The sequence below is a fragment of the Fodinibius salipaludis genome, assembly GCF_002287075.1.
Taxonomy (GTDB): Bacteria; Bacteroidota; Rhodothermia; order Balneolales; family Balneolaceae; genus Fodinibius; species Fodinibius salipaludis.
The window spans coordinates 359,628-381,591 of the sequence record NZ_NSKE01000001.1 but is presented as its reverse complement, the minus strand read 5'-3'; the positions used below and the strand labels follow the sequence as shown (position 1 = coordinate 381,591).

14 protein-coding genes are annotated in these 21,964 nt (G+C 42.1%); 8 read left to right on the top strand and 6 right to left on the bottom strand.

The genetic code is table 11. The annotated features are described in order from the left end of the window. Window positions 1–6 precede the first annotated feature (6 nt). The 3 genes from CK503_RS01515 to CK503_RS01505 all read left to right on the top strand — a co-directional run bounded on the left by CK503_RS01515 (window position 7) and on the right by CK503_RS01505 (window position 10,308). Window positions 7–4,689: a translocation/assembly module TamB domain-containing protein gene (locus CK503_RS01515; protein ID WP_176466180.1), complete on the top strand. Its 4,683-nt coding sequence runs from the start codon at window positions 7–9 to the stop codon at window positions 4,687–4,689. Between the two features lie 77 nt (window positions 4,690–4,766). Beyond that, a complete protein-coding gene (gene rnr / locus CK503_RS01510; protein ID WP_095605010.1) occupies window positions 4,767–6,938 on the top strand; it encodes a ribonuclease R in 2,172 nt (723 codons plus the stop codon). A gap of 19 nt (window positions 6,939–6,957) precedes the next feature. Then, window positions 6,958–10,308, top strand: coding sequence for a peptidase MA family metallohydrolase (locus CK503_RS01505; RefSeq protein ID WP_095605177.1), 3,351 nt, complete (start codon window positions 6,958–6,960; stop codon window positions 10,306–10,308). A 70-nt stretch (window positions 10,309–10,378) separates the two neighbouring features. Here CK503_RS01505 and CK503_RS01500 read toward each other — a convergent pair whose 3' ends face one another. Genes CK503_RS01500 through CK503_RS01485 form a run of 4 tightly spaced genes read right to left on the bottom strand, consistent with a single transcriptional unit; the run spans window position 10,379 to window position 14,371 of the window. Next, window positions 10,379–11,686 (bottom strand): type IX secretion system plug protein, encoded by a 1,308-nt coding sequence (locus CK503_RS01500; RefSeq protein ID WP_176466179.1) that lies wholly within the window; start codon window positions 11,684–11,686, stop codon window positions 10,379–10,381. After that, complete coding sequence (gene dapF / locus CK503_RS01495; protein WP_095605008.1) at window positions 11,658–12,494, bottom strand: diaminopimelate epimerase; 837 nt, start codon at window positions 12,492–12,494, stop codon at window positions 11,658–11,660. The genes CK503_RS01500 and dapF overlap by 29 nt, the downstream gene beginning before the upstream one ends. After that, window positions 12,494–13,696, bottom strand: coding sequence for a DNA polymerase III subunit (locus CK503_RS01490; RefSeq protein WP_095605007.1), 1,203 nt, complete (start codon window positions 13,694–13,696; stop codon window positions 12,494–12,496). The genes dapF and CK503_RS01490 overlap by 1 nt, the downstream gene beginning before the upstream one ends. 6 nt (window positions 13,697–13,702) lie before the next feature. After that, window positions 13,703–14,371 (bottom strand): heme exporter protein CcmB, encoded by a 669-nt coding sequence (locus CK503_RS01485; RefSeq protein WP_095605006.1) that lies wholly within the window; start codon window positions 14,369–14,371, stop codon window positions 13,703–13,705. A gap of 148 nt (window positions 14,372–14,519) precedes the next feature. Between CK503_RS01485 and CK503_RS01480 the strand changes: the two genes are divergently transcribed. The 4 genes from CK503_RS01480 to folD all read left to right on the top strand — a co-directional run bounded on the left by CK503_RS01480 (window position 14,520) and on the right by folD (window position 18,858). Next, window positions 14,520–14,990, top strand: coding sequence for a PTS sugar transporter subunit IIA (locus tag CK503_RS01480; protein ID WP_095605005.1), 471 nt, complete (start codon window positions 14,520–14,522; stop codon window positions 14,988–14,990). Window positions 14,991–15,020: 30 nt separating this feature from the next. Continuing rightward, the gene (dacB, locus tag CK503_RS01475; protein ID WP_095605004.1) at window positions 15,021–16,490 is read left to right on the top strand and encodes a D-alanyl-D-alanine carboxypeptidase/D-alanyl-D-alanine endopeptidase; all 1,470 of its coding nucleotides are present in this window, start codon (window positions 15,021–15,023) and stop codon (window positions 16,488–16,490) included. A gap of 7 nt (window positions 16,491–16,497) precedes the next feature. Then, complete coding sequence (locus tag CK503_RS01470) at window positions 16,498–17,871, top strand: sigma-54-dependent transcriptional regulator (protein ID WP_095605003.1); 1,374 nt, start codon at window positions 16,498–16,500, stop codon at window positions 17,869–17,871. A 93-nt stretch (window positions 17,872–17,964) separates the two neighbouring features. Then, the gene (gene folD, locus CK503_RS01465; RefSeq protein ID WP_095605002.1) at window positions 17,965–18,858 is read left to right on the top strand and encodes a bifunctional methylenetetrahydrofolate dehydrogenase/methenyltetrahydrofolate cyclohydrolase FolD; all 894 of its coding nucleotides are present in this window, start codon (window positions 17,965–17,967) and stop codon (window positions 18,856–18,858) included. A 44-nt stretch (window positions 18,859–18,902) separates the two neighbouring features. Here folD and CK503_RS01460 read toward each other — a convergent pair whose 3' ends face one another. Both CK503_RS01460 and CK503_RS01455 read right to left on the bottom strand, forming a co-directional pair. Beyond that, on the bottom strand, window positions 18,903–19,199 hold the full coding sequence (locus tag CK503_RS01460; protein WP_095605001.1) for a hypothetical protein: 297 nt from the start codon (window positions 19,197–19,199) through the stop codon (window positions 18,903–18,905). A gap of 28 nt (window positions 19,200–19,227) precedes the next feature. Continuing rightward, complete coding sequence (locus tag CK503_RS01455) at window positions 19,228–21,279, bottom strand: glycoside hydrolase family 97 protein (RefSeq protein WP_217988293.1); 2,052 nt, start codon at window positions 21,277–21,279, stop codon at window positions 19,228–19,230. Between the two features lie 264 nt (window positions 21,280–21,543). Here CK503_RS01455 and CK503_RS01450 point away from each other — a divergent pair, with 264 nt between their 5' ends. Further along, window positions 21,544–21,873: a hypothetical protein gene (locus CK503_RS01450; RefSeq protein WP_095604999.1), complete on the top strand. Its 330-nt coding sequence runs from the start codon at window positions 21,544–21,546 to the stop codon at window positions 21,871–21,873. The last annotated feature ends 91 nt before the right edge of the window (window positions 21,874–21,964 follow it).

Here is a 21,964-nt window from a genome sequence, read left to right as displayed (position 1 = left end):
GCGTACGTGTTTTATCGCTGGTTACATAAAAGCTGGAAATACTTTTGGAGAATAGTCTTTGTACTATTGTTTGTGGCTGTTGTCCTTTCGGGTATTGTCATTGGTGTTTTACAGCTTGATGTAACCCAAAACTATCTGGAGGGCCGTATAGAACGACAGATAGGCCAAACTTATAAAGCAGAGCTCAATATTGGGGATATTGATGGGTTTCTGCCTTTCCAGATGAGTTTGTATGATGTTGCTTTACTACACAGTGGTGAGGCTGACGGTGATACGTTGGTATCGGTTAAGCAAATTGACAGCAAAATTGACGTGTGGGGTCTACTGCAAAATAAGCTGACGATTGTTGGTTTTTCTTTACAGTCTCCAGAAGTAAACCTTCGGTCGAATGAAAAGGGAAGATTGGTTTTGCTGGAACGCAGGCCGGAAGCGGAAAAGCGCCGGCGTTTGGAGGGAGAGCCCTGGTTGGGTAGAATTGAAATTATTGCTCCCAATGTGAGTATCGAAAATGGCAATGTCCATCTGGAAGCGGAAACGGATAGACATCAAATTGGGAATTTGCCGACTTCCTTTTCGCTTAAGAATATTAATGCTTCGCTTTTTGTGGATTGGAGCGAGATGCAGCGGTATTTGGATATAGAATCCTTTTTTGCTGAGTCGGATAACTTGCAGGTTGAAAATATTTCTGCATCAGGTCAACTCTATAACGATAATCGATTTCTGGAGTTTAACTCTTTTTATTTAACGCTGGGCAGTTCACAGTTTGTTTTAAATGGTGAAATCGACGGCGTCAACCTGTTAGATCCCAATGTGACTGAACAACTTAAGGCCGCGCAGTATGATCTGGATGTGCGTTCTGAGGAAATTGACCTTAAAGATATCGCAGATTTTGTGGCAAACACACCGGAACTTGAAAAACCTCTGAGTATAGATTTTAGGACAGAAGGATCTGCAGACTCCCTTTGGATTGATCGTGCCGAGCTGGGAATTGGCGAAAGTTATGTGAATTTGAATGGAATTATTAAGAATGTAATTGACCGGCAAAACTTATCGTATGAACTCCGTTTTGAGGGGGTGAATCTGCGAAACGAAGATCTTACACAGCTGTTAGATTCGCTGGCTATTCCCAATAATAAAGAGCTCCAAAGTTTGGCTATTTCTGGTCAGGCTAACGGTAGTTTACAAAGTGTTACAGGTGATTTTTCTCTTTCGAGCACACTTGGAACGCTTGAAGTTGAAGGCGAAACGCAGCTTGTGGAACCTTTTAACTACAAGGGAACATTAGTTGGAAAAGAATTGGATATAGCACCTTTCTTTGCTGAACGCGTTGATACTACTGCTCTTAATTTTGACGCCCGACTGGAAGGAAAAGGGTTTAGGTTGGATGAAGCGGTTTCTGATCTGAATGCAACTTTTACGAACAGTAGAGTAGGATCCCATCAATTTGAGCGGTTAAATTACTCGTCGAATTTGGATAGTCAAGTTTGGAATCAGAAGTATGAATACCGCAATAAGGATGAGTTACTTCAGGGCTCATCATCAGTAAACTTTAGTGATGATGAGCAAACGTTAGCCATAGAGGGGAATGCGGGCAATATCAATCTGGCTGATTTTTTTACCGAAAATATGGTCGCAGAGACTGCCCTAAATTTTGATTATAGTGTAGAGGTACAAGGGTTTGACCCAGACCGTATCCAAGGCAAAGCAAATCTTGATATAGCTCCTTCAGTTATTGATGGAGATACCGTGCGTGCCCACCAGCTCTACATGGATTTAAATTCGCCGGATGCCTCAACCCGGCAGTTTCGACTTACCAGCTCGCTGCTTGATCTGAATATAAGCGGTGAGGTTACACCGGCTGATGTTATTTCGCAAACAAGATTTTGGAGTTCATATCTTAAAAATAGGTTTGACTCTGAAATATTGATGATTCAACCGATTCTTGCTGATTCTTTAAAAGATTCACCACAAGATAAGAATGTGGTTGTAGATGGGAATATGCAGACAAAGGATTTGGGATTACTAAAAAAATATCTTCCCCAATTTCCCTCTCTATATGCAGAATCGGATGTGACTTTTAATGTAAATACAGACGGAACGCGCCTGCTTTTTTCAGCGGAAATGACCTCAGATACGCTTGCTTACAATAATTTCAATTTCCGCGACGCCAATACGCAATTTACTGCAAGTTTTAGGAGTGATCGTACGCTCAGTGAATTTTCATCGATCGACTGGGAAGCCGATATATCGAGGATTGAAACGGAATCGGTCAATTTAGATTCAACGACTTTTGACTTGTCAGTAAAGCAAGACTCAGTTTACTTTACGCAACATGTCGGGGCTATATCAGATGATGCACAATTTGATATGGACTTACGGTCACAAATCTCTGATTCTGCTATTACTGTATCGGTACAAGAGTTTTTTGTGGGAAATGATTTATATTCTTGGGTTAACGAACAGACGCCCCAATTACAGTTCTTTCGCAGTGGTGAAGTCGATTTTGATGATTTTAGTTTTCAGAACCGGAACGAGTACTTCAGGTTGCAGGGTAGATTGAGTCCCGATCGCAGTGATTCTCTGACATACACACTTCGTGATATAAATCTGAAACGGATTTCGGATCTGATTAAAGGAAAAATTGACTTTGCCGGGGTATTAAATGGTAGCTTGGTCACAAAATCACTTACTCGGCAACCCACTATACAGGGTGATTTAAACGTGAATCGGTTTCGAATGAATAATCGTCTGGTTGGTGATGTGCGTTTTAACAGTAAATATAATCCGGATGAAGAGCAGTTTGATACTCGTATTGATATTTTAACGGACAGTACTAAATACGAGGATTATCTTGAGTCTAATGATGGAATAGGTCAGGATATTCGATTGGATGGATATTTTGTAACTCCTAATCCAGAGGTCCGGCAGGATACGGTATATCATTTTGATGCAAATTTTAATGAGGTTGACTTGTGGTTTTTGGCGGTAATAGCCGATAATGTTTTTGCCGAGGTAGAGGGACAGGCTTCAGGAACGGGCTCAATTACCGGTAATTTAGAGGACTATGATTTTCAGTCTCAATTTGAAACGAAGAACGTATTTGCGCGACCAGAGTTTTTGAATACCAATTACTTTTTAAGCGGTCCGGTACAGTTTAATAAGGATGAAGGTGTAGTGCTTGACTCGCTGAACGTGATGGATACCAAGGGAGGGACGGGAACAATTTGGGGAACGGTGGATCTGAATGACTTTGATCCTATTACTTATCTCGATTTATCGCTTGATATGAATCGCTTGCAGTTTCTTAATAGTAACATGGATCCGGATGTGCCATTTTATGGCAATGTATCCGGCACGGGGCTTGTAAGGCTTTCAGGATCCAATACTGATATGTATATGCGGACGGAAAACCCGGTACAGGTCACCAGCGATTCTGAAGTGTCCATTCCACTGCTTGAAGAGACAGAACTGCAGGAGAGCGGTAAGTTTATCCGATTTGTAGATTCTTTTAATGAGGTAGATAAAAAGTCGGAGTCAGCCGTTGAACGCACAACACGAGAATCTGAAATGGCAGAAGAGGCATTGGAACAAGCTCTTGAAAATTTGACTTTCACCGAACGTTTTGATCTGGATCTGCGATTTAACGCATCCGAGAATCTTAGTGTAAACCTCATCTTTGATCCCGTTACGGGAGAAGTACTTACCGCACAAGGAACGGGGCAACTTCGTATTACCATGCAGGATCAGGATGTGCAAATGTTTGGTCAATACAATATAAATGGCGGGAATTATCAGTTTGTAACCGGGGAGATTATTAGCCGGCGTCTTCAGTTGGAATCTGGCGGTACTATTGTGTGGGAAGGTCCGCCTGATAATGCCCGATTGGATATTAGTGCGGTTTATAATGCTCGTCCCAATGTATCAACATTACTAAATGGGGATGGTCTGAGCGACCAAAATCAAAATGGGAGTCAGCAGGTACCGGTAGATCTTATTGTAGAAATAAACGGAACGCTTAATAGTGTTGAAAATAATTACTATTTTAGACTCCCGTCTACGATGGAGCTTTCCTCAAATTCAACTTTGCAATATACACTTAATCAAATCAATCGAGATGAGCAGCAAAAATTGCTGCAAGCCACCAGCATACTTTTTACGGGACAGTTTATCCCCACACAAGGTATGGGCAGCGGCACTGCAACGCTTAGCCAAAACCTGACGCGTGGATCTACCTATGTAAATCCATTTTTGTCTAACCAAGTGAGTTCGCTACTGTCAAATCAAATAAATACCTTACTGAATAGTGATGTAAGTCGCCTGGATATTGATTTTAACTTGAATGCTTATAATGAAGTGGATTTAGGAATTGCTTTGCGATTGTATAATGATCGTTTGATTTTTCGTCGTGAAGGACAAATAACGGGAGGCGGACCACAAAGTACCCCCGGAGATCGTATTGGTGATTTAAATGCTACGTATCGTATCAGAAAGGGATTATCACTGACGGCATTTCACCGGCAAGATCAGGCCTTAAATAGTATACAGGCAAGTCCGCAAGCCGGTGATGTGACTCCGTATGTAGATGGATTAGGGGTTGAATCGAAGGTACAATTTAATACCTGGAAAGAATTAATGAATCGAATTAAAGGAATTTTTGGATTGAACAAAGATTCCGCAAACAATGAATAGTAAATTTGTGTTGCTTAGATAGAAGCAACCTGAGAAAAGAAGTAAGAAATTTTAAAAAGTTTTATTCTAATAATTAAATGAAGAAAAGTAAGAAAGAGACATTTGAAGATATTATTCTGGATATTTTGCAAAATAATCCGGAGGCACATCTGCCATTCGATGTTTTGCAAAATATTTTACGGGTAGATGGCAAGAAAGACAATCAAGATCTGAAAGATGCTATTAACAGTTTATACGATCGCAATTTAATTGTAAAGCGAAAGGGTGGGGCAGTACAGCTTTCTTCCAATGGCAGTCACAATGAGAAGAAAGATCGAAATACAGTAGTTGGCAAAATGGATATCAGCCGGCGTGGTACAGGATATCTGATTGCCGAAGGGTATGATGAAGATATCCGCGTGCCATCGAAACACCTTGGTACGGCCCTGCAGGACGACACCGTTAAGGTAAAACTATCAGGCAAAAAGGGTAGAAAAAGTCGTCAGGAAGGAAAAGTTGTTGATATTATAGAGCGCGGGAGAAGTATTTTTGTAGGGATACTCAAAAAGCAGGGGAAGCAGAATTACATTATTGAGCCTGACGAAAAGTCGGCTCATACTGATTTCTTTGTGCTGCCCAATAATATTGGTGAAGCCCAACCCGGGGAAAAAGTGGTTTTTGAATTAGTAGACTGGGTGCATCCCAAATCACTACCGGAAGCAAAAATTGTGGAAGTGCTTGGTCAGGAAGGGACGAATGACGCCAACGTACTTTCGATATTGGCAGAAAATCAAATTAAGGCCGGATTTCCCGAAGAAGTTGAAGAATATGCCGAAGATATCAATCGGGAGATTACCGAGAAGGAAATAGAACGTCGCCGCGATATGCGCGATGAGGTTGTGCTAACCATTGATCCCGATACGGCCAAAGATTTTGATGACGGACTGAGTATTAAAAAGCTTGACAACGGTAATTACTATCTGGGTGTACATATTGCCGATGTAACCCATTATATGCCGCGAAATACGGTGCTCGATGATGAGGCCGTAGATCGTGCTACCAGTGTGTATTTGGTGGATCGTGTAATTCCCATGTTGCCCGAGGTTTTAAGTAATGATGTCTGCAGTTTGAATCCACGGGAAGATAAGCTGGCTTTCAGTTGCTTTATGGAAATAACTCCCAATGGTAAACGGGTGGATTATTCTATCGAGGAAACGGTCATTCATTCCAATCAGCGTTTGACCTATGAACAGGCACAGGAAATTATTGACGGTAAGACCAGTGCATATGCCGATGAAATACGAATGGCTGCTGACTTAGCGCAGGTACTGTTGGATAAACGATTTCGTGAGGGTAGCATTAATTTTGAAACCCCCGAGCCAAAATTCGTACTGGATGAAAATGGCAAGCCTATTGATGTAAAACTGAAAGAACGACTGTTTGCTCACCGGCTAATTGAGGAATGTATGTTGATGGCTAACCGAACGGTTGCCAAGTATATTGATGATCTGCGAAAGCAATCCAACAAGGAAGAGTCAAAAGATTTATATCCATTTTTATATCGTATTCACGACCAACCCGACCTTGATAAGCTCAAGAATATTGAGGAAAATGTGAAGCCTATTGGGATTAACTTCCATATTGACAGCCCGACGGTGAGTTCCAAAGCTATAAATGTTTTGTTGGAACAGATTGAGGACACTTCACTGGAGCTGACGATTAATGATTTAATGCTCCGTGCCATGTCAAAAGCAGAATACAGTCCCGATAATATCGGTCACTTCGGGCTGGGCTTTGAAAATTATGCGCACTTTACCAGTCCTATTCGGCGTTATCCCGATGTGCTGGTGCACCGCTTATTGAAAAGCTATCTGGCCGGCAAACCCAGTTATTCGCATAATGAACTTAAACAGCTGGGATCGCATTGTAGTGATAGAGAACGTTCTGCTATTGAGGCCGAACGTGATTCTGTTAAATTGAAGCAGGTAGAATACCTGAGTGAACACTTGGGTGAAGATTTTGACGGTGTTATCAGCGGTGTTATGGACGGTGGTATTTTCGTCGATTTAAAAGATATTCATTGTGAAGGAATGGTTCGTGTTAGTGATCTTGATGATGATTATTACGAATATGATGAAAAACAGCATTGCCTGATTGGTAGAAATCACGGTAAAAAATATCAATTAGGGAAAGAAATTCGTGTTAAAGTTGTTAGAACAGATATAAAGGCACGGCAAATAGATTTAAAACTGGTAGATGACGGTAGCTAATTTTAATGCGTATCCACATATGAAATTATCTCAACTTCTTCGGCAATCTCTGGTAGTTCTATTTCTTACCGCTTTTGTTGGTGGGATCGTACAAGAGGCGCAAGCCCAATACTTTTCGTTTGGAAAGAATAGGGTACAGTATAATGATTTCGACTGGCGATATGTACAGTCGGAGCATTTCGATGTGTACTATTATCAGACAAAGAATTATGATTTGGCCAATTTCACGGTGTATTCTATGGAGTCGGCCTATAGGCAGCTGAGTGAGGATTTTGACCATGAAATTGCCGATCGCATCCAAGTTATCATATATGATTCTCATAATGATTTCTCTCAGACCAATGTGGTACCGTTGCCGGCTAATTCTGAGGGTATTGGTGGGGTTACTGATGCGTATAAAAACCGTATTACAATGCCATTTACGGGTAATTATGCTGAGTTCAGAAGTACGCTGCATCATGAGCTTGAACACGCTGTTATAAACGACATGTTTTATGGGGGCAACGTACAATCTCGGTTAAGTGGAAATGCCCTTCAAATTCCGTTGTGGTTTAATGAGGGGATGGCAGAGTATACCTCTCTCGGTTGGGATACTAATACTGATATGTGGATACGTGATGCAACAATCAATAACTATCTGCCGCCTATCTCCCGACTTGGCGGGTATTTTGCCTACCGTGGGGGGCAGTCGGTTTGGAACTATATTGCTGAAGAATACGGTCGTCCAAAGATTAGTGAAATTATGCAGACTTTGCATAACCAGCGAAATCTGAAAGTGACACTAAATAGAACCCTTGGGTTAAGTCTCGAGGAACTCTCGAAGCGTTGGCAGGATTTTTACCGAAAGCGGTATCTGCCGGAAGTGGCCAATCGCGAAGATATAGCATCATTTGCTGAACTGTTAACCGAGCGTGATAGATCCCAAAGCTATGACACCAGTCCCGCCGTATCACCTCAGGGCGATAAAATAGCGATGATTACTAATGATCGGGGCTATTTTGATGTTGTGGTGATTAGTGCTATTACCGGGGATAAAATAAAGACACTTATCAAAGGTCAGGACAATGTTAACTTTGAAGAACTTAATATTCTTAATCCGAACCTGACGTGGTCGCCGGACGGCCAGAAAATTGCGTTATCCAGCAAATCCAAAGGATCAGATAACTTGGCTATTGTCGATTATGAAACTGGCAAGGTGAGAATGGTTCAGTTCCCTAAGCTGGATGCTATCGGTTCGGTCGACTGGTCTCCCGATGGTAACAAAGTTGCCTTCGACGGTAATATCGGCCCCAATCAGGATATTTATGTGTATAACTTACAAACACAGGAATTTAATAATGTAACCAACGATGTGTTTTCGGATTATGAGCCTGCCTGGGCTTCCGATTCAGAAACCCTCTATTTTGTTTCGCACAGAGGCAATGAGGTTCGCTTGAATAATGTCCAGAATACTTCTCGCTTGTTGATGGATGAAGATTTATACACTTCTGATATTTATTCTGTGAAGATTGGATCTTCAACGGCACAACGACTTACGAAGACTCCTGACTGGAGTGAACGCCAACCGGCAACAAGCAGAGACGGGAGATTGTTTTATATCTCTGATGAAAATGGTATCCCAAATATTTATTTGATGGATCTTCAAGATCGCACATCATCACCGGTCACGGATCTGCAGACGGGTGTTATGCAGATGTCTATCAGCGCTGATGCCAGCCGATTGGCCGTAAACTCTATCAATGAGGGTAATCTGGATATCTTTATGGTTCAGTCGCCGCTATCGCGTGTTAAAGGTCAGCCGTTGGAACGTAATGAATGGGCCAAGAGAAGAGCTGCAGAATCTCAGGGCGAACGTGTACCGGCTACTAAATATGTACGTGAAATGCTTGCCACACAATCGGTAGATTCAACCAGTTTGACAGATGCTGTTGCCGCTCAAATAGACCCAGAACCGAAGGAGGCGTTTGTAGATACCAATGCAATCCAGTCGGATACCACTAAACAAGATACCACTGAGGAGCAAGAAGAGGAAACAGATAACTTTGATTTTCGAAATTACGTGTTTGATTCTTCGGTAGAAGAAGATACCTCCTTTGTTGAAGAATATATGGATGAGTCAAAATTTAACCTCGAAGGGAATCAAACCCACGACGGCCGTTATATTCCGCGGGAGTACCGATTGCGTTTTAGTACTGATATTATTTATGCGGGTGGTAACTTTTCTACGGCTTATGGTACCTATGGTATAACACAGATTCAGTTTAGTGATCTGTTAGGGGACCACCAGATTTCTTTTGGTACGAACCTAAACTTGGACTTACGAAATAGTACGTACTTTTTGCAGTATTCCTACCTGAAAAATAGGGCTAATTGGCAATTTACGTTCTTTCACAACGCCAGTAATTTCCAGGATTTTTCCGGTCAGCTTTATCGATTCCGATCATATGGCGGTGGAATAAATATGCGGTATCCATTCGACAAATTCCGCCGTATTGATGTGGGATTATCGGCCATTGGGATATCACAGGATTATAGCGTTGCTTATGCCGATATCAGCGAGAATGAGGCGACTTCTTTTGCTTATCCTCAAATTATTTATACCAGTGACAAAACGCTTCCCGGATATATTACTCCCGCCGGCGGATCACGTTATTCGATTAGCCTTACGGGAAGCCCTCCCATAACAAACGAAACCTTGCAATTTGCTTCGATATTGGGCGATTATCGCAAATATTTTAACTTGGGATCGCGCTACTCTTTTGCATTAAGAGGTTCAGGTGCGGCTTCGTTTGGAAGAGATTCACAGACATTTTTTATGGGGGGTATGCTTGGGTGGATTAATGCAAAATATTCAGGGCGTAGTATTCCCTCTGATCGCTTTGGAAGTACTTTCTTTACCTTGCCTGCACTTCCACTGCGCGGGCACCCTTATAATTCAATTTACGGAGATAGATTCTCGCTAATTAACGCAGAGTTTCGATTTCCATTATTTGCAGCAATTCTACCGGGGCCAATCCCAATATTACCCTTATATAACTTATCAGGTGTCGCTTTTTGGGATGCCGGTATGGCTTGGGGACAGGACGTTGTTTTTGAATATCGTAATCAAGCAGGAAATCGCGATGGAATAGTTTTAAATGATGATGAACTTGATTTTAGAGTGAGTGAAAGAACGCAGCGTCAAGTGGATACCGGTAACGGTACATTTAATGTGCCAGTCAATGATGGTGATGTTTTGATGGGAGCCGGATTTGGATTACGCACAATACTTTTTGGATTCCCGCTCCGTTACGACGTAGGTTGGCCGTATTATCGTGATGGCTTTGGAGGAGATCCTATCCACTATATTACGATTGGTGTGGATTTTTAAGCAGCAAGCTTATTGTTATCAGCCTGATGATTTAACCATCAGGCTCTCTTTTATTTCTTTGTTATAAGGTTCATCGCTGAATAATCCCATCTACTTTGAGAAGCCGATCAAAATTTTGATGAGGATCCTTAAAATAAATGAAGGTTAAATACTCCTGCTGAGCCGATAAAAATCCCTGATCCAAAGTAAGGTCATCTATCTGATTATCTCGTACGAGCACATATTTGTAAGCGTAGGAACCCTGCTTAATTAACGCTCGTCCCGTCCACATTTGCTTATCGGAATCAAAACTCATTCTATTGAGGTCGTTAATCATCCAATTATTAAAGTGACCCACGATATAAATTTTCGAAGAGGGTGGAATGCTATCATCTGTTTGTAGCCTGAATTCTACTTGCGCGTAGTTACTATTGCGATCATCATCAGGCATTCCCATGTTCACAGTTGCCTCGGACAGGTTAGGGGAAGGATCCAGGTTTTGAACATCCCGTCGTAAAGTAACTCTGGGCGGCGTAACCCCGGGCTGATGTTCCAGAATTTGTTGGCCGTTGCCGTCAAAATTTTGAAGGTCCAGGTGCTTGAACTCGTAATTTCCAACAAAAGCATTGTCGTGCTCAATATATCCCCGCAGTTGACTCGGTGTGATGGTATCGAGAAATTCGACCTGTTTTGTGCGTCCCCAGAACTGGTTTGGTACAAATGACATCGATAAATCAAACTGGGGATATTCTACAAAGTTAGGATAATGATAGGTGCTAAAAAGCTGGTCGAGGGGGCGCCCATCGTTGCGCTGGGCAAAAAGTCGTTCCACCGTTGTTTCTATTTGCCCCTCGTTTTCAGTGACAAAAAATGGCATCGAGAACAGTAGGCTATTGTCATCAGTTGAATATACCTTGATGAGATAATTTCCGCTTACTGCGGGTCGCAGCTCATTATTAGGAAAAGAAAATTCTACGTGATGATAGGAGGGGCGCTGCCCAAAGCTAATTTTTGATGCTTGAATGGTTGTTTCAGAAAAGCTGTCGAGATACGTATTTGGTCCAATACCGCTCCGATTCCAGCTTTTGCTATAATGATCGACCGTTACTCGAAATTGCCGGTTTTGTGTCCCCAAGTAATCAAAGGAAAGCAGCAGCTTTTGGGAAGTGTTTAGTTCCATGATGGGAGCTTGTCCCGGCTGTCCTTTGGGATGGAGCCGGATACTTTGAATATCATTCGGGGGGGCTTTTTGTTGGTCAAGCGCAAAGGTTCCTTCCAAATAACTTTCTGAGGCAGAAGATTCTCGCTTTTCAGAGGAACCTGAAGTAGCACATCCCACAACAATAAATGCCAGCAGTATTGGGAAAAGTTTACTGTAAAAAAGTGCCTTTAAATACAAAATGGGCGGGACCTTCGAGTTTAATGTTGTGATACTTTCTTGATTTGGGATCAAATGTAAAATGAACTGATAATATTCCCCCTTTAGTTTCAACTGAATATTCTTGGGCTGATGAACTGCTACCTTGCAGGTGATGCCAAACAAGGGCAGAGGCAATGGCTCCGGTTCCACACGCCAGTGTTAAATCTTCTACCCCTCGTTCATAGGTTTGGAGTTTAAGGGTGGTTGAATCAATACCTGTAATAAAATTAACGTTTGTTCCTTTTGGCTCAAAGAGTTTATGATAACGAAGCTTTCTCCCTTCGGCCGTAAGTTGCTCCTCATCTTTCAACTGCCCTTTGGAAATCTTTTTTACTACATGTTCGGTACCGGTATGGATAGCATACAGAGTTTCTCCGCCTGCAGTTTTTTTGTTGACTGATGCTTCCATTGGGAAAGAGATACTAACCGATTTGGAATCCAGAACATCAGCTATGTAAGTATTATCATGCACATTAAATCGATGTTGCTTATCAAACCCCAGGGAGTGTGCAAATAGTGCTATACACCGGGCCCCGTTGCCGCACATGCCGGCGTTGCTGCCATCGGGATTACGATAAAACATTGTATAGTCAACATTGTTATGCTCCGGAGGGAACAGCGCTAAAATACCGTCAGAACCCACGCCAAACTTGCGGTCACAAATACTGGGCGCCAGTGAAATTAGTTCATTTTTTGTGAATGAATTTGAACGGTTATCAAGCACGACAAAGTCGTTGCCAGCCGCCTGCATTTTTGTGAATGGTATGTCATAATTTGGCGTATCCATTATTCAGAGAAAGCGGGTAAGTGTTTCCAGGAATCTTGTTTGTTGATGATGGGATCATTGCCACGCATCAGGCTCGAAAATCGAAAGGCCAGGGAAGTGAAAATGAGTTTCGGTTGTACGTTTCGATAAACCATTGGCTTGCATTCATTAACCTGCTCAATCATATCCTCAAGCCGAGCATCATTCATTGTTTCGCAAAACTTTTGAATGACATCGAGTTGGTCGGCATTCGTAATTAATTCTTTATTCTGTGTCGATCGATAGACAAGTAAGTCGCGCAGAAAAACTTCCATTACATTTAGGATAGCAATCTGACCCTCAAGATTCTCCTGACTCTGCCAATCTTGGGCCGTTTGCGTAATATTGACGGCATCCTGTGAATATGAGTACCGTAAATATTCGATAATAGCTTCACGGGTGTTTTTAAGAGTATCAACATCAAAAAAGCGGGTCATCGCATAGTTACCGCCCGAAACGCGTGCCAGATACCCGGCTTCATTTTCATCTACCCCATCTTGCTCAATAAGAGCCTGTTCAATCTCTTTTGTCTTTAATGATGAGAGCTGAATGTGTTGACAACGCGAGATAATGGTAGGTAGCAATGCTTCGGTATTATCGGTCGTAAGCAGAAAAATGAGATCTTCAGCCGGCTCCTCAAGCAGCTTTAAAAAGGAGTTAGCTGCTTCTTTTTTCATGCTCTCAATACCGGTCATGATGATGACCGTCTTTTGCCCTTCGTTGGGTTTATAATAAGCAGCGGGACGGATTTCTTCCCTAAAATAATCGATGGGATAAAAAGCGCGTTTGTTCTTTGTGCTTTCTTCATTGCTCAGTGATGGACGTAGGCTAAAATCCACAATTTCATAAGGGTCTTCGCGCAGGAGTTCCAATCGTTCGCGCAATTCCTCGACCGATACACCGGTAGGTACCGGTAAAAATACGTGGATATCGGGGTGTGTAAACCATGTTGATTTCTTTGAAAAAGCTTGGTCGCCCAAATTGGTTAGATGATCAACACCGTTTATGAGTTCAGCAAAAGCCAGGGCGAAAGCCGTTTTACCAATGCCCGGGGGACCAGAAAAAAGGTAGGAGTGACTAATACGTCCCGAGTGGATGATGCGCTTGATTTGCTCACGGGCAAAAGATTGCCCTACCAGGCGACGATCACCAAAATTAAATGTAAGATCCTTGTAGTCGATCATGGCGTTTTATTCTTCAAAAATATAGTCAAAAAGTAAAATTCCTGCCGTAATTGTTACACCTGCGTAACCCACGAGAGCCCAAAAATCATTGAGATAATTATCGGTAAATCCATCGATAAGTGCTGCTTTGGTTGTTCGCACGAGAATGAGAATTAACGGGAAAAGTAACGGTATACTAAGGACAGAAAAAATAGCTCCTTTTCGATCGGCCTGCGAGACAATGGCACCGAGCATGGTGGATACCCCAGATAATCCCGCGGTGCCGAAAAGCAGAACTAAAATAAATGCGAGCAGATCAGCGATAGGCATCCCCAGCAGAAATATATAAAGTAAAAAGGTAACCAGATTTACGGCCAGAGTGAACAGAAAATTATAGCACAATTTACCTACAAAAACTTCTGATGCATTGCTGTGGATGCGAAGCAGGTCAAAGGTTTTACGGTCAGTTTCCATCACAAAAGAACGCGAGAGGCTTGAGAGTGCGGCAAAGAGAATGACGATCCAAACGAGAGCACTTTTAGGCGTGGGAGCCAGTTGCTCAGCATTAAGAGCAAAGAGAATGAGCAACAGGGCGGCCCCGACAAACGCCAGTACGGTGTTAATGGCATACCTTGAGCGAAGCTCTGTTTGTAAATCCTTAGCTAAAACGGCCGATATTCCTTGTAAAAAATCCATCAGCAAAGTTTACAAAATTTGCTCCCAACAATTAAACCAAAATATAAAATTCAGGGTTATAAATTGATGGTGTAATTAAGTTGTAACAGATGAAAAACGATGAGTATATTTGAACTGCATATGAAATACTTAATTTAGATTTTTCCGCATGAATATTTTCAGCTTATTGAATGAAAAAACGGTATTACCAGATTTAAAAGCCAAAAATAAAGCTGAGATATTGGACAGGATGATATCTTCATTAGAGGATATGGTATCTGATAACGAACTGAAAGAAATAAGAGAGGCTGTATTTGAGCGGGAACGAATAATGTCTACGGGGGTTGGCAAAGGGTTGGCCATTCCGCACGGTAAAGCATCAGGTATTACACAGACTTATGCAGCATTTGCCATTTTAAATGAACCGGTTGATTATGAGGCTATTGACAGTGAGCCTGTGAATATGGTTTTCCTTTTGGTTGGCCCACAAGCCAGTAATAATTTGCATATAAAAATGCTGAGCCGCATATCACGTCTGATGAATAACAGTGAATTTAGAGAGCGGCTTCGCAGCTGTTCTACGGCCAAAGAAATTATTGAGGCTTTTAAAAAAGAAGAGCATGTTTCGCTGAATAGTTAAAACGTATACAAAGTAATTAAGTAGAGATTTATGCCTCATAAAAAATCTATTTATCTGGGTGCAGGGGTACTTTTCGCACTTCTATTTACGATCAGTACTGTACAGGCACAACAAATCATATTTTCGCCGGAGGTTGTTAATACTATTGAAAACAGCCGAGCCAATAATGCTTTTTGGTCAGTCATTGTCCGCGATACTACGGGTAAGATTTTAGAGGGATACAATTTTGAGAAACGGATACGTCCAGCATCAAATTTGAAGTTGTTAACATCCGCAGCAATTTTAGATGAATTGGGCCCCGATTATCAGTTCCGAACAAAGATGTACGGTATTGGCGAACAGGTAGAGGATACTTGGCAGGGCGATATCATTATTCGTGGCGTTGGTGACCCATCTATAAGTGGAGACTTTTATCGGGATGACCGTTTTTATGTGTTTGATAAGTTTTTTTCAGCGCTTTATGACAAAGGTATTCGAAAAATTGACGGCAACTTAATTGGTAACGATTCTTTTTTTGACCAGCAGCCATATCCCAAGGGGTGGAGTTGGGAAGACCTGTCCTTCTATTATGGAGTGGAGATCAATGCGTTGTCATTTAATAATAATGCCGTAGATCTGACCGTTTACGCTCGGGGAAATGTGGGTGAAAAGCCTGAGATTGAGTGGTTCCCGTTTGATACGGATTATGTAGAATTTATTAATGATCAGGTAATTACGCCTGCTGATACAGAATATGATGAGTATTATCGTCGTAAACCTGGTACCAATACCATTGTATTGGGGAGTAAATTGCCCAAGGGATATGTGGAAAAGGAATCGCTTTCGATAGATGATGCCCCGCTATTTTTTATGGACACCTTCAAAAAGTATCTCGAAGATGGAGATATTGATCTTAGCGGTGGTATTATTGTAGACAGTAAATCACATGATTGGAATGAAAATAGATATCAATTGTTGGCGGAGCATGTATCGGTTCCCTTGGATTCTATGTTTTCGCAGTTGAATAAAGATAGTGATAATTTTTATGCTGAAATGCTGCTTAAAACAGCTGCTGCCGAGCACTTTGATACTGAAGGAAGCACAGAATTGGGATTAAGTCTGGTAAAAGATTTTGCCAAATCCATGAAGATGGACACTACAAATCTTGAAATAGAGGATGCTTCCGGTATGGCTGCTTCTACACTGTTGAAAACAGAGGATTTAAATCAACTGTTGGTAGAGATGAGAAACCATCCACACTTTGATGTCTATAAAGAGAGTTTGCCCGTAGCGGGACAGGATGGCTCGTTAGAAAATCGGTTTACCAATTCGCCGCTCGAAGGGAAGGTATACGGTAAGACGGGCTATGTTTCCGGCGTACGCAGCTTAAGTGGTTATATGGAAGGAATTTCGGGTGAGCCGCTAATATTTTCGGTAGTAACAAATAACTATACCGAAAAGACATCTTATATTGATACCATCCACGAACAGATTTTAGAAAATATATACGTAAAGTATTAAGCATTCGATGTCTGATAGAAAACCAACCATTTTAATAACGGATGACGAAAAGAGCATCCGAAACTCACTGCGAGACATCCTCGAGTTTGAAGATTATGCTGTACTTGAAGCAGAAAGTGGTGAGGAGGTTTTTGATCTTCTGGATAAAAACCGTGTGGATCTGATGCTGTTGGATATTAAAATGCATGGTATGGATGGGATTGAGATCCTGTCGAAATTGAAGGACGAAAACTATCAGTTCCCGGTGATTATGATTTCGGGTCATGGCAATATTGAAATTGCTGTAGAGGCTACGAAAAAAGGTGCATTTGATTTTATCGAAAAACCCCCGGATTTAAACCGATTGCTGGTGAGTGTACGCAATGCGCTGGATAAGCAACGTCTTTCCAAAGAAAACAAGTCGATAAAATCGCGACTGCCTGATGTACCCGAGATCATTGGCGAAAGTGATGCGATTAAAAAGATTAAAAAGACGATTGATAAAGTTGCGCAGACCAGTTCGCGGGTAATGATTACCGGTGAAAATGGAACGGGAAAGGAACTCGTGGCTCGCTGGATTCACGAAAAAAGCGATCGCAGCAGTGAAACTTTTGTGGATGTGAATTGCGCAGCTATCCCTGCTGATTTGTTGGAAAGTGAGCTTTTTGGCCATGAAAAAGGAGCATTTACCGGTGCCAGCAGCCAGCGCATTGGTAAGTTTGAACAGGCCGATGGGGGGACACTTTTTCTGGATGAAGTAGGGGATATGAGTCCCGCTGCCCAGGCAAAAGTGCTGCGTGCCTTACAGGAAAATGCGATCGTCCGCGTTGGGGGTACAGAAAAGATATCAGTTGATGTCCGTGTAATTTCAGCGACTAACAAGAATCTTCTTGACGAAATAGAAACCGGTGAATTCCGGGAGGATTTATATCATCGGTTAAATGTTATTCCCATTCATGTGCCGCCATTGAGAAAACGACGAAAAGATATACCACTGTTAGCTGAAGACTGGTTACAGAAATTAGCCGAAAAAGATATCATGTTTTCTGGAATCAGTTTTACGGATAAAGCACTGGAGGAACTTAAACAACAGAATTGGTCCGGTAATGTTCGTGAGCTCCAAAATGGCATCGAGCGGTTGGGGTTGCTGGCAGATGATTCCGAGATAAGTAAAGAAGATGTGCAGGCGTTGACACTTTCCGGAGGAAAAAAGAGCAATACATTCACGGATTTAGCCGATAATATGGAGAGTTTTCAGAAATTTAAGGAGTCAGCCGAAAGATTATTTTTGCTTCGTAAGCTGAAAGAAAACGATTGGAATATTTCCCAAACGGCCGAAGCAATTGATATCCAGCGCAGCCATATGTATAACAAGATGAAAAAGTATAATATTGAGCGTTGATGGCACTCGATACGGACAGGTATGCTTCTTAATGAAGATCATTGTAGCGTACAATGATCAAATCATAATTTTAGTATCTAATAACAATTACTGATGTCAGCGAAAATAATTGACGGTAAAAAAGTTGCACAATTAACACGAGACGAGGTCCGAAAGGATGTGGACGATTGGATGAAAGCAGGGAATCGCCCGCCATTTTTACAGGTGGTGCTTGTTGGCAATAATCCTGCCTCGGATGTGTATGTAGGAGCTAAAACCAAAGCGTGCAAAGAAGTTGGGATTGAAACCGACACTATGCGTCTGCCCGATACGGTTTCTGCCAAAGCCTTAAAACAGACCGTTTATGATTTAAACAATGACGACTCTGTAGATGGTATTTTAGTTCAGCTTCCGCTGCCTAATCATTTATCTGCACATGATGTTATTGAATCTATAGATTATCGAAAAGATGTGGACGGTTTTCACCCCATGAATGTAGGACGACTGACAGTAGGAGAGCCCAGTTTTCGATCATGTACGCCGGCTGGTATTATCGAACTGCTAAAACATTACAGTATTCCAACCAAAGGAAAACATGCCGTAGTAGTAGGGGCCAGCAATATTGTAGGGCGGCCGATTTCAATTTTGTTGAACAAAGAAAGCGGTGAGCAGGGTAAAGCGACAACAACGGTTTGTCACAAGTTTACCAAAGATTTAACAAAACACACTATTGATGCCGATATCTTGGTTGTTGCTGCGGGCCAGCCCGAATTTATTAAAGGAGAGATGGTGAAAGAAGGGGTTGTAGTTATTGATGTAGGTATAAATCGCGTAGCGGATGAAACTAAGGAAAAAGGTTATACCTTGGTTGGTGACTGTGATTTTGAAAGCGTAGAGGATAAGGCAAGCTGGATTACGCCTGTTCCCGGCGGCGTGGGGCCGATGACCGTAGCCATGCTGATGAAAAATACCTTACTTGCCGCCAAAAAGTCTATTTATCCTGAATAAGGCTTATTTATTTTAAACTAATTTAGCAGTTGTAATTGTCCGATTTAAAGACACTCGTTTGGGTTTGCCGGATCTACATAGCAGACATCTGACGTCAGGCTTCGGCTAAACTCAATATCTCTTTGCAAATCCTCGAGAATATCTTCGATCTCCTCTTGGGATGTCCAATATTCATGTTCATCACTTAACAGCGGCAAGTCGTTGGGGGACGTACTATTAGGCAGTGAGCCGGAATCATATTCGGCTACATCAATGATCTTGTGGGCTACGACCATCTCATCTAACTTGTCTTTAACCCATCTTGTAAATGTATCAGATTTTTGATGATAAAAGGTAAACATGATTTTACTTTTAGTGGCAACAGTATTTTTATAACGCCTCAAAACTGATGGCCGTTCCTCCACCCGGTGCCATCCAAAGCTCCAGCACTGTATCACTGTTAACTTCTTGTGTATCGATTGTATAGTCGGTCGGATTATCTTCCCAATGGGCCGTTTTTCCGTCTTTATAGATTGTAGCTTCATAGGTTTCATCATCATCCAGAAAATTGAGCGGTACTTCTACCGTGCGATCATTTTCATCTGTCACAGCACCTAAAAACCAAGTGCTGTTATCTTTTTCCTTTCTGGCTGTAATAACGTAATCCCCAATTTGGGCATCGATAATGTGTGAGGCGTCCCAATCTACGGGGACATCACGAATAAATTGGAACATGGGGTGAAAGTCTCCGTTATCCATTAAATAATTTTCGGGCAGATCAGCAGCCATCTGCATGGGACTGTAAAGCACTACATACAGGGCTAACTGATTGGCCAGCGTCGACTTTACCTGTTCTTGATCAGAATATTCATTAAAAGTGATATCAAAAATACCGGGAGTATAATCGATGGGACCACTAAGCGCGCGAGTGAATGGCAGAATAGTTGTGTGTTCAGGTGGCATCCCTTCACTCCAGGCGTTGTATTCCATGCCTCGGACTCCTTCGCGAGTCATCATATTGGGATAGGTTCTTCGTAAGCCGGTGGCTTTAATCGGTTCATGGGCATTAATACCGATCTGATATTCAGCAGCTTTTTCGAGCACCTTTCGATAGTGACGCACCATCCATTGTCCGTGATGATATTCTCCTTTTGGAATAACACCACCGGCATAGCCCGTTTTAACATGATGAATACCCAGATCGTGATAGAGTTGGAAAGCCGTATCGAGCCTGGTTTCGTAATGGGCTGCCTGTCCCGATGTCTCATGATGACCGACCAGTGCAACATTATTGGCTTGCGCATAATCAACGACTTCCTGCAGATCAAAATCAGGGTAGGGGGTGGTAAAGTCGAAAAAGCCCAATGAATCGGTTCCCCAATATTCCCAACCGGTATTCCAACCTTCAATAAGCAGTCCTTTAATACCTGCTTTGTTGTTAAAATCCACATACTGTTTTGCGTTTTGGGTGGTAGCTCCATGGGTTGATCCTCCTTGATCATCAAAAGAACCATCCGCTGCATCTTCCATGCCCCAGGTCGACTTTCCGATATGCATCTCCCACCAAATGCCGGTGTACTTCATGGGCTCTATCCATGAGGTGTCATCGAGCTTGTTGGGATCATTTAGATTTTGAAGTAAAAACGATTCTGCAAGAGCAGCCGGTGATTTGCCGACTTGAATAGTTCTCCATGGAGTAGAAAAAGGAGCCTTGGTTTTTACTTTGGTACCATCGGCCCAGGGGACGAGCTCGCTAACTAACTTTAAATCCTCAGTTACACCAAGCGTCATTCCGGCATAGTCGGTCAGATTTGCTTCGTGAAAGCTCAGGTAAATCCCATCTTCTGTTTTCATCGTGATCGGAGTATTAGCCGCATTAAAGTTATCAATCTGACGATCAACCCGTTCGTTTTCGCCGGCAAATTCTGAGGCATCTATTTCACTTACTTTTGTTTGCTTGTAATTATACTCATAACTGTCATAGTCGGCGGGAATCCACCAGCTGGTATGGTCACCGGTAAGGGCAAATTCAGTTTGCTCGTTCATAACAAACAGGCTATCGGCCATCGATTTCTGAGCCGGAACTTCATACCGAAATCCAACGCCATCATTAAAAACTCTAAATCTTAGTTTTACCACTCGTTCTTGGTTATTCGTTTCTTTGAGTGATACCAGCAGCTCATTGTAGTGACTACGAACTTCCTTTTGTTCACCCCATACCGGTTGCCAGGTTTCATTAACAGACCTTCGTTCAATGCTCGATATTTGTACCCCGTCTTTTAAAGGAGGGAGGCTTTGGAATTCAATTCCCAAACCTGAGGTGTCAATAACTTGATCATCCCCATACTGCACAGTGTATTGAGGGCTCCCAGAATTAGAAAGAGAAAACGTAACCGCGAGGTTTCCATCCGGAGAAGAAACAGTTGATAATTTATTCATCATATCGCAACTAAAAATTAAAAGAGAACTAATAATTGCGAACGTAAGCGCTTTCAAATAATGCATCATAAGTGAAGAGTTGGTGTAAAAGAAATTTGTAGCAGGGTCTAAAATTCATGGTTTTGGAATAAAAAACAACTCTCTGCTGAAAGAAAATGGGGGATGAAATATCTATGCAGTAATATTCATTCAAATAGGGGTGACATACTGGTGTCACACATAATTATTACGTTAGAACTGAACATCAATTAAACAAAGGAACTCATTATGAATACCGCGATTAAAGCCAGTCAAAAAAGTCTTGACACTAATTTAGAGCCCGTCCTTCGCAAAGTTTTAAAAGAGGCTGAAAAAGAACACCGTGAGCTTCAGGATATGTTTAAGCTTATGGGATGGGGTGATATTCCCGATGCGCTTAAGATGGAAATCAAGGATGACGTATCGGCTATGGTTAATGAATTGAAAGGTCAATATTCCAGTTGTGATCCCTATGTAGCTCGACGACGTAAGCGTGTATCTTACTGGGTAGAATGTTATCGTGATGGCATTTGCTCGTTGGATACGGCTATTGATGCTTTGCATATTAAAAGTTTATGAGTATTAGGGAGAGCCGCCTGGCGGCATGCGCATGTGAGCGGTCTTGCTTAGCAATTTTTAAGGAAATTCTGTTAAGCAGGTCGCTCACATT